Source organism: Anaerobiospirillum sp. NML120448, from assembly GCF_023050945.1.
Classification (GTDB): Bacteria; Pseudomonadota; Gammaproteobacteria; order Enterobacterales; family Succinivibrionaceae; genus Anaerobiospirillum.
Genome location: NZ_JALKIM010000006.1, coordinates 82,925 through 92,364 on the forward strand (window position 1 = coordinate 82,925; position 9,440 = coordinate 92,364).

Below are 9,440 nucleotides of genomic sequence, written 5' to 3' on the forward strand. Positions count from 1 at the left end.
TTAACTATCTTTAATAAATTAAACCAAATGGTACTTTCGTAATGAAAATCTGATAAAACTAGGAAAGAGCAATATAAGGTCAGCTTTTATATCTGTTAAAGGTGGGGCAAATTTTACCTTGGCAAAATCTTAATATTTAAATTATGAAATTTAACTCCAAATTAGTGCTCTTAGCTGAAACTTGGCAGTGAAAAAAGCTTAAATTATGAGCCATGGAACGCAGTCAATCATGCTAAAATAGCTAATTTTGTTGATTTTAAGCTCTTAAGAGTTTGCAAGATGTTTTTGGACTCTTGTGCTCTTGGTGTGGCAAGGAGCTTAAGTGCTTTAAGTCTAAGAGCTAATCAGTTAGATAGCTGAAAAAGACTTACTTAAGTTAAAAAAAGGGTGTCATCTTTGTTACGTAGTGATTTTAATTTTGATTTACCTCATGAGCTCATTGCTAACTTCCCTTCACCAGAGCGTACCGCTTGTCGCATGTTGTGTTTGGATGGCAATAGTGGAGCTTTAGAAGATAAGATTTTTATCGATTTAAAGCAGTATTTAAAGCCTGGTGATCTCTTAGTCTTTAATGATACTAAGGTTATTCCTGCTCGTATTTATGGCCAAAAAGATACTGGTGGCAAATGTGAGTTTTTAATTGAGCGTATCTTAAGTCCTACTCAAGCCCTTAGTCATATTAAAGCCTCTAAGTCACCTAAGGCTATGTCTACTATTTTAGTAGGTGATGAGCAAAACCCACACAAATACACTATTAAGGTATTAGGCCGTCAAGGTGCGCTGTTCCATATTGAAAGTACTGATGGGCATGAGATCTTATCCATTCTTAATGATATTGGTCATATCCCGTTACCTCCTTATATTGAAAGACCAGATGAGAATGTAGATCGTGATCGTTACCAGACTGTTTACTCTCGAGCTCCAGGTGCCGTAGCTGCTCCTACAGCAGGTTTACATTTTGATAATGCTCAGCTTGAAGATCTTAAAGCTTATGGCGTGGATATGGCTTTTGTCACCCTGCACGTAGGTGCTGGTACTTTCCAGCCTGTGCGTGAGGACGACATCCTAAATCACCATATGCACAGTGAATATGTGCAATTGTCCCAAGAGGTAGCAGATAAAGTAATTGCTACTCACCAAAGAGGGGGACGAGTGATTGCCGTAGGCACTACTGCGGTACGTTCTTTAGAAAGTGCTGCTACCAATGCTAAAAAGATGGGGCTTACTCAGGAGATTGCTCCTTTTTATGATGATACCTCCATCTTTATTTACCCAGGCTATAAGTATCAAGTAGTGGATGCTCTTATTACTAACTTCCACTTGCCTGAATCAACTTTAATTATGTTGGTTTGTGCTTTTGCTGGTTATAAAAATACCCTTGATGCTTATAAGCACGCTGTAGATCAAGGTTATAAGTTCTTTAGTTATGGCGATTGTATGTTTATTCAAAAGCGCACTAAAGAAATTGATCTGCCACCATCAGCTCTTAATGAGTAAGTTTTTATTAATATTTATTAACCAAGATTTGATTTTGCATGGAATTTAAGATTTTAGCCCGTGATGGCAAAGCCCGTCGTGGTGAACTTCATTTTGCTCGTGGTATTGTTCGTACTCCTGCCTTTATGCCTGTAGGTACTTTAGGTACTGTTAAAGGTATTCGTCCTGAGCAGGTTAGTGAGTTAGGTGCCGACATTTTATTAGGTAATACCTTTCACTTATGGTTACGTCCAGGTACTGAGGTTATTAAGGCTCATGGTGATTTGCATGATTTTATGCGTTGGGATAAGCCAATTTTAACTGACTCTGGTGGTTTCCAAGTATTCTCCTTAGCTGGCCTTAGAAAGGTTACTGAAGAGGGTGTTAAGTTCCAGCATCCTATCAATGGCTCTAAGCTCTTCTTATCTCCTGAAGTTTCCATGCAGGTTCAATATGATCTAGGCTCTGATATTGTGATGCAATTTGATGAGTGCATTGAGTTGCCTGCTGATCATAAGCGTATGCGAGAGGCTATGGAGTTGTCTTTACGCTGGGCTCGTCGTTGTAAAGATGAGTTTGAGCGCCTGGGCAATAAAAATGCCTTGTTTGGCATTATTCAAGGTGGTACTGATAAGGGTTTACGTGAGGCCTCATTAAAAGGCTTAACTGATATTGGTTTTCATGGTTATGCCATTGGTGGCTTAGCTGTAGGTGAGCCAAAGGATGTTATGTACAAGTCCTTAGCACACATCGCTCCTATTATGCCTGATGAAAAGCCTCGTTATTTAATGGGCGTTGGCCGTCCTGAGGATATTTTAGAGGGTGTATTAAATGGCGTTGATATGTTTGATTGCGTAATGCCTTCACGTAATGCTCGCAATGGTCATTTATTTACTTCCCAAGGTGTAGTAAAGATCCGTAATGCCAAATATAAGATGGATACCTCTCCATTGGATCCAAATTGCGATTGCTATACCTGCCGTAACTTCTCTAAGGCTTATTTACATCACTTAGATAAGTGTAATGAGATTTTAGGTGCACATTTAAATACCATTCATAATCTCCATTACTATGAGAAATTTATGGCTGATATTCGTCAGGCTATTTCTAATGGTACTTTAGAGCAATTTGCTATCGACTACTACAAAGCACAAGGTCTACCACCTCGCTTTTAGTGCTTGTTTTGTTTGCTCTGCTGGATAGGCATGCTATGCATAGCAGTCTATCCAGCTAGCATAACGTGCTATGTTTATACTAAGAAATAGCAAAGCATTATCTCGTATGATTAATAGGTCTTGATTAGCTGTTAGGCTTAATTAAAATAGATAGCTTATTACTTTATTTGTTTTGGTTAGCATAATAATTTAAAAAGCGCATATTTATCAAAAATGTGCGTGACTATATAATCAAGTCCTGATATTTTTTACATAATAATATTTAAGTGAGTAGGACATCGCTCACTTAAAGACTTTCGATAATAAGAAAGTTGTTCTTTGGCTCACTAATTAAGTGATCAAAGAAAGAAGTTCTCTTGACAAGAATTAGTTAACTTTTGGCAAAGAGAACCCTTCAGGCTTGCCTGTAGGAGGTGTCAGTCTATGCTGGTTAAGATATGTAGTTTAGTTAGCTTTACTCTTATCCTTAAGGCTTTTTTTATTCAATAATTCACTTTTTGTCATAGGTAACATCATGAACATCATTTCAGTTGCTCATGCTGCCGAAGGTGCTCCAGCTCCAGGCGGTGATATGAGTATGCTCATTATCCTTGTGGTCTGTATGGTCGCTGTATATTTCTTTGTTATGCGTCCAAACAATAAGAAGCGCAAGGAGATGCAAAACCTTTTAGACGGCTTAGCTGTTGGCGATGAGGTTTTAACCAATGGTGGTATCGCTGGTAAGGTTGTAAAGCTCCCAGAGAACAAGGACTACGTTATGATTGGCGTAGGTAAGGACGTTGTTCTTCAGATGAAGCGTAACTACATCGTTGCCGTTTTACCAAAGGGCACCATTGAGAGCATGTAATTGATTTGCGTGTCTGTTTTGTTTTAATTTTTAAACAAAATATCGCACCTTAGTCTTGTAATAAAGACTAAGGGCCTGTGCCCTATAAGCTTTAGTCTTATAGGGCAGAGCCTATAGCTACTGTGCTTTAAGCTTGAGTAGCTTGCTTACATGATCAAGGTTTTAGGGCCTTGACTATAGCTTGTTTGAGATGAATTGTGATTAATAAATTTCCTTGGTGGAAGAACTTAATGGTATTTGCCATTATTGCCATTGGTTTCTTCTACGCCATACCGAATTTGTATGGTGAAGATCCAGCCTTGCAAGTAACAGGAACAAATGGAAACCCTGTTTCTCAAGAAGTTGCCACTCAGGTGGAGAATCTTCTTGCTAGCAAAAACATTAAAGGTGTTTATGAGCTAGATGAGCAAGGACAGCTTCTGATCCGTTTTGATACTACTGAAACCCAGATTATGGCCAAAGATTTGGTGCAATCTTATTTGGGTGATCGCTATATTACTGCTTTAAACTTGGCTCCAGCCACTCCAGCTTTCATGCGTTCTTTAGGCATGAATCCATTGAAGTTAGGTCTTGATCTTCGTGGTGGCGTGCACTTCTTAATGGAAGTTGATATGGATGAGGCTATGAAGAAGATGAGAACTCAATTAGTTTCTGATCTTCGTAATGAGCTTCGTCAAAACAATATCCGTCTTTCAGGCGCTCGTGCCGAGGGCAATGATGTTGTTATTTCCTTTAGAGATGCTCAAAGCCGTGATGCTGCAGCCGACTTATTAAAGAAGAATCACCGTGATTTTGTATTCCAAAATTATGAGCGTGAGGGTTCTTATTTAGTTCGTGCTTCTATGACTGAGGCTCGTTTAAGCCAAATTAGAACTTCTGCTGTTGATCAAAACATCAATATTTTACGTAACCGTGTTAATGAGCTTGGTGTAGCTGAGCCTTTAATTCAAAGACAGGGTGCTGAGCGTGTAGTAGTTGAGTTGCCTGGCGTGCAAGATACTGCTCGTGCTAAGGAAATCTTAGGTGCAACTGCAACTTTAGAGTTCCGCTTAGTAGATTCTAATGCTGATGTTAATGCCGCTATGCAAGGTAGAGTTCCTCCAGGAGATGAACTGCACTACGATAAGAACGGCTATCCTGTAATCTTAGAAAAGCGCGTTATTTTAACTGGTGATCATATTGTTGATGCCTCCTCATCAACTGATGAAAATGGTCGTCCTCAAGTAAACATTTCTTTGGATGCTCGTGGCGGCTCTATTATGTCTGAGTTCACCAAAGATAATGTTGGCAAGGCAATGGCTACTAACTTTATTGAGTTTAAGGTAGTAGAGAATACTGATCCTAACGCTCCAAAGATTGGTCAGCCAGGTTATAAGCCAAAGTTTAAGAAAGTTGAGCAAGTTATTAACGTGGCTACTATTCAGTCTCGTTTAGGCTCTAACTTCCGTATTACTGGTATTGACTCAGCTCGTGAGGCTCATAATTTAGCCTTGTTATTACGTGCTGGTGCCTTGATTGCTCCTATTCAAATTGTTGAAGAGCGTACTATCGGTCCTTCTTTAGGTCAAGAAAACATCGATAACAGCTTACGTGCTATGCTCTACGGCTTTACCGCCTTAGGTGTATTCATGGTTATCTACTATAAGGCCTTTGGTCTAGTAGCTAACTTAGCTTTACTCTTTAACTTAGTATTAGTAGTAGGCGTAATGTCTATGGTTCCTGGTGCTACCATGACCTTGCCAGGTATGGCTGGTATTGTGCTGACTATTGGTATGGCTGTGGATGCTAACGTACTGATTTATGAACGTATTCGTGAAGAATTGCGGCAAGGACGATCGGTACAAGTTGCTATTAATGAAGGCTATGATAGAGCGTTCTCAACCATTGCCGACTCTAATATTACCTCCTTTATTACGGCCTTAATCCTCTTTATGGTTGGTACAGGTGCAGTAAAAGGCTTTGCTTTAGTATTAATGATTGGTCTAGCTTCCTCTATGTTTACCTCTGTAACAGCTTGTCGTGCTGTGGTAAATATTGTTTGGGGCGGTAAGACAAATCTTAAGAAGCTTAGCATTTAAGGGAGAACATAATGTTACAGTTTATTAAAGATACAACTGTTATCCCTTTTATGAAAATCAAGGGCTTGGTGGAGATACTATGCTTAGTCTTAGTTATAGCCTCCATTGGCTCTATGGTAGTAAAAGGTCTTAACTGGGGTTTAGACTTTACTGGCGGTATTGTGGTTGAAACTCACTACACCAAAGCTATGGATCTTGAAACGGTTCGTAAAGCTTATTCTCAAGAAGGTATTGAGGGTGTAGTTCAGCACTTTGGTTCTACTCGTGATGTTATGATTCGTGTAGCTCCAAAGGACGATTTAAATCAGCAATTTGTAACCACTAAGATTCAAGAGGCTTCTTACAAGCTCGATCCACAATCTTCTATTACTCGTTCTGAGTATGTAGGCCCTTCAGTTGGTGCTGAATTAGTTGAAAGTGGTATTGTAGCTATCGTAGTTTCTTTAGTAGCCATTTTGATTTATATCGCTTTCCGCTTTGAGTGGAGAATGGCTACAGGTGCAGTAATTTCGCTAGCTTATGACGTAATTGTAGTTATGGGCTGCTTTAGCTTCTGGCAGATTGAGTACGACTTAACTGTACTTGCTGCTGTGCTTACTGTGCTCGGTTACTCACTTAACGATAAGATCGTAGTATTCGATCGTATTCGTGAAAATGCTAGCCGTCTGCCTCACGATATGAGTATGGATCGCTTGTTTGATGTTTCTTTAACTCAAACTCTTTCCCGTACTATTATTACCTCTGGTACCACCATGATCACTGTTTTAGCCCTTTTATTCTTTGGCGGTGACATGATTTTTGGCTTCTCCTTAGCCTTAACCATTGGTATCGTGTTTGGTACTATTTCCTCTATTTATGTGGCTTCTACTTGGGCATTATTATTAAAGATTGAGCGTAAGAACTTAATCCCTAAGAAGGTTGAGCGTAAAGAAGAAGAATATGAGACTATGGACTAAGGTCTAGTCTTCCTTAGCTCCAATAAAAAATCCCAAGGTAGATAAACTATCTTGGGATTTTTTTGCGCTATAAGGATAGCAAACAAGATTAGGCTGATTTTTTCATCACGCGAGCTTTCTCACGCTGCCATTGGCGCTCTTTGAGGCTATCTCGCTTGTCATGTTCTTGCTTACCACGAGCTAGACCAATTTCAAGCTTAGCCCAAGAGCCCTTCCAATATAGACGTAAAGGCATAATAGTGTAGCCTTGACGTTGGGATTGGCCCATTAATTTATTGATCTCTTTGCGATTCATAAGTAGGGTACGTGTTCTGGTAGGATCACATACTACAAAGGCACAAGAGGTCTTTAAAGGATTAATAGTGGCACCAATTAAAAGAATTTGGCCATCTTTTACCATTACATAGGCCTCAGAAATATTAGCCTTGCCAGAGCGCAAGGATTTAACTTCCCAACCTTGTAAAGATAAGCCTGCCTCATAACGCTCTTCGATAAAGTAATCATGCTTCGCACGACGATTAACAGCGATTTCTGAACCGCCGCTAGTCTTTTTCTTAGCTGCCATTTTGATTTGTCTCTTAGAGCTATTAATAATTTAGAGTGTAATGTTGAGCAACATCTTATTACACAGCTAAAACCAAGATATCATATCATTTAGTGGCTTGTAGCAAAAGTTTTGTAATTTAAATTCTGATAGCTACAAAAAACCTCTATATATTTCACTTTTTTGCACTTTTATTGTTTATCTACCATATTTTTCTTAAAGATTTATTTTTTTGTTGCGATAAGCTGATAAGCTTAGGAAAATTTGAGCCTAATGTAAGTCACATATCATTGGTCAAAATGCTAATATACGTTGATCCAAATTAAGCAGGATAAGGACTACATCTTATTATAGTTGTTAGTAAGCAAGCTTTCCTAAGTTCAGCTATTGGCGCATGGCGTTGATTTTATTGCGGGTCTAAAGATCGGACTAAAAGGTTTTGTTATGAGTACAATTAAAGATAAAGAAAACCAAAATAAGGGATCTGACTTAAATGATGAGTCTACCCCAAAGACCCAAGTAAATCTTGATCGACCTCATTTGCCTTTCTTTAAAGCTTTATTTAGCTTTCATTTTGGCGGCATGTCCATTATTCATCGCCTTTATTTGTGCGTAGGCTTAACCTTTTTCTTATTCTTATTAGCAACATTAGTTGTTGTCTATATGACTAACCAAGTTAATGGTAGCCACGATCGCTCAGGTGTGCGTTCTGTGGTTAGAACCTCTAATTTGGTGGGCAATGATATTTTATCGGTAGAAGAATCGATACGTCAGCTGTTTGTCAAAAACTCAGATGAGAATTTAGCTATTAGCGAGCTGAAGAGTGCAGTAGGTTCTATGGATAAAAACCTTTCTGCCTTAAATGAAGAAATTAACAAGCTTAGTGATGAAACTGTAAAAAGCACTCTTAACAACAAATATTATGATAAGGCTCGTTCTTTAGTTTCTCAGCTTAGTCAAAGTGCTAATACTATTGCCAATGTATACCACATTGATCGTCAGCGTGCTGTGAAGTTGGCTTATGACCAGACATCTTTATATAGCATGCCTGCTCTTTATCAATTACGTAATTTAGTGACTTACTTAAATAATCGTAATTTAGCAGATCAGGCTATAGTCGATAAGATGATGCGCTATGTTGAGTACTGCTTATTCATTGGTTTGGGTATTGCTCTGTGCGTTATTGTTCTTACTAATATCACCATTCGTCACTCTTTAAGAAGAGATACAGGCATTTTACTACGCCGCTTGCAGTCTATGGCTCAGGGTGATTTAAGAGATAAAGTAGAGCTCAAAGCTCAAGATGAAATTGGCTCTATTGGCCGTTTGGTAGATCACGTAGTAGCCAATACTAATGGTACTTTAACAGTAGTAAAAAATGACATAGAAAAGCTCTATGATATGGTGCATACCAATTTACGTACTATTAATGCTACTAATGAGGCTATTTCTGTACAAAGAAATACTGCTCAAAGCGTAGCCAGCTCTACCTCAGAGATGGAAATTGCTGTTGAAAAGGTAACGGAATTTGCTAAATCTACCTTAGACGAGGTTAAGTCTGCTGAGGAAGCATCCGATACTTGTCGCCGTACCATGCAAGACAATATTACCACTACCCATACTTTATCTGATCGCCTAAGAGCTTCATCTGAGGCTATTAATAAGATTCATATGATGAGCTCTCAAATTAAGGCTATTGTGAAAACTATTGCTGATATTGCAGATCAGACCAACTTATTAGCTTTAAATGCCACCATTGAGTCAGCTCGTGCAGGCGAGTCAGGCCGTGGCTTTGCTATTGTGGCTGATGAAATTCGTGATTTGGCCATTAGAACAGCCAAGTCTACTAAGGAAGTAAGTAATACTATTAATCTTTTGGAAAATGCTGTAACCAATTCAGTTGATGTGATGGCTACTTGTGAGGGACAAATGAGTAATTCCCTACAACAAAGCTCCAGAGCCAATTCTTCCATTGAAGAGATTATGGGTATTATTGCTACCATTTCTGACATGTCAGAGCAAATTGTAATGTCTTGTCAGCAACAAACCAGTTCTGCCTCTGAAATTAACCAATCTATTGCTCATATTTCTAAGTTGGCTGAAGATAGCTATGAGCAAATGGCAGAGTTACAGACCAATATGGATGAGCTTAACAATTTAGCTACTAACCAATCTCAAGAGATTAGCAAATTCCAGCTTAGCGATAAGTAGTATTATCGAACTTTAGCAAAGGCTTATAGTAGTTACGCGTGAGAACATTATCAAGTTTAAAAACATTGATTTTATGGGATTTTATGTTTTCGAAATCGATAATTTTTAGGAAAAGTTTTGACGACCTAAAATTATGGATAAAGACTTGAAAAA

General features: G+C 38.7%; 7 protein-coding genes. 6 read left to right on the top strand and 1 reads right to left on the bottom strand.

Going from position 1 to position 9,440, the window contains the following annotated elements; all coding sequences use genetic code 11:
• Positions 1-396 precede the first annotated feature (396 nt).
• The 5 genes from queA to secF all read left to right on the top strand — a co-directional run bounded on the left by queA (position 397) and on the right by secF (position 6,532).
• Positions 397-1,497: a tRNA preQ1(34) S-adenosylmethionine ribosyltransferase-isomerase QueA gene (gene queA, locus MXE38_RS02210; RefSeq protein WP_246910709.1), complete on the top strand. Its 1,101-nt coding sequence runs from the start codon at positions 397-399 to the stop codon at positions 1,495-1,497.
• Positions 1,498-1,535: 38 nt separating this feature from the next.
• Positions 1,536-2,651 (top strand): tRNA guanosine(34) transglycosylase Tgt, encoded by a 1,116-nt coding sequence (gene tgt, locus MXE38_RS02215; RefSeq protein WP_246910691.1) that lies wholly within the window; start codon positions 1,536-1,538, stop codon positions 2,649-2,651.
• Between the two features lie 514 nt (positions 2,652-3,165).
• Positions 3,166-3,498, top strand: a complete 333-nt coding sequence (yajC, locus tag MXE38_RS02220; RefSeq protein ID WP_246910693.1) for a preprotein translocase subunit YajC — start codon at positions 3,166-3,168, stop codon at positions 3,496-3,498.
• Positions 3,499-3,695: 197 nt separating this feature from the next.
• Positions 3,696-5,576, top strand: coding sequence for a protein translocase subunit SecD (secD, locus tag MXE38_RS02225; protein WP_246910695.1), 1,881 nt, complete (start codon positions 3,696-3,698; stop codon positions 5,574-5,576).
• 11 nt (positions 5,577-5,587) lie between these two features.
• Positions 5,588-6,532, top strand: coding sequence for a protein translocase subunit SecF (gene secF / locus MXE38_RS02230; protein ID WP_246910698.1), 945 nt, complete (start codon positions 5,588-5,590; stop codon positions 6,530-6,532).
• A gap of 88 nt (positions 6,533-6,620) precedes the next feature.
• Here the strand turns inward: secF and smpB are convergent, their stop codons facing one another.
• On the bottom strand, positions 6,621-7,097 hold the full coding sequence (smpB, locus tag MXE38_RS02235; protein ID WP_246910700.1) for an SsrA-binding protein SmpB: 477 nt from the start codon (positions 7,095-7,097) through the stop codon (positions 6,621-6,623).
• Between the two features lie 423 nt (positions 7,098-7,520).
• On the opposite strand from smpB, the gene MXE38_RS02240 reads away from it, so the two are divergent.
• Entirely contained in the window at positions 7,521-9,287 is a 1,767-nt protein-coding gene (locus MXE38_RS02240) for a methyl-accepting chemotaxis protein (RefSeq protein WP_246910703.1), read from the top strand.
• Positions 9,288-9,440 lie beyond the last annotated feature (153 nt).

Excerpts from the sequence above, each read along its gene's own strand:
- tgt (WP_246910691.1), top strand. The coding sequence starts at position 1,536 with ATGGAATTTAAGATTTTAGCCCGTGATGGCAAAGCCCGTCGTGGTGAA.
- yajC (WP_246910693.1), top strand. The coding sequence starts at position 3,166 with ATGAACATCATTTCAGTTGCTCATGCTGCCGAAGGTGCTCCAGCTCCA.
- secF (WP_246910698.1), top strand. The coding sequence starts at position 5,588 with ATGTTACAGTTTATTAAAGATACAACTGTTATCCCTTTTATGAAAATC.
- smpB (WP_246910700.1), bottom strand. The coding sequence starts at position 7,097 with ATGGCAGCTAAGAAAAAGACTAGCGGCGGTTCAGAAATCGCTGTTAAT.
- MXE38_RS02240 (WP_246910703.1), top strand. The coding sequence starts at position 7,521 with ATGAGTACAATTAAAGATAAAGAAAACCAAAATAAGGGATCTGACTTA.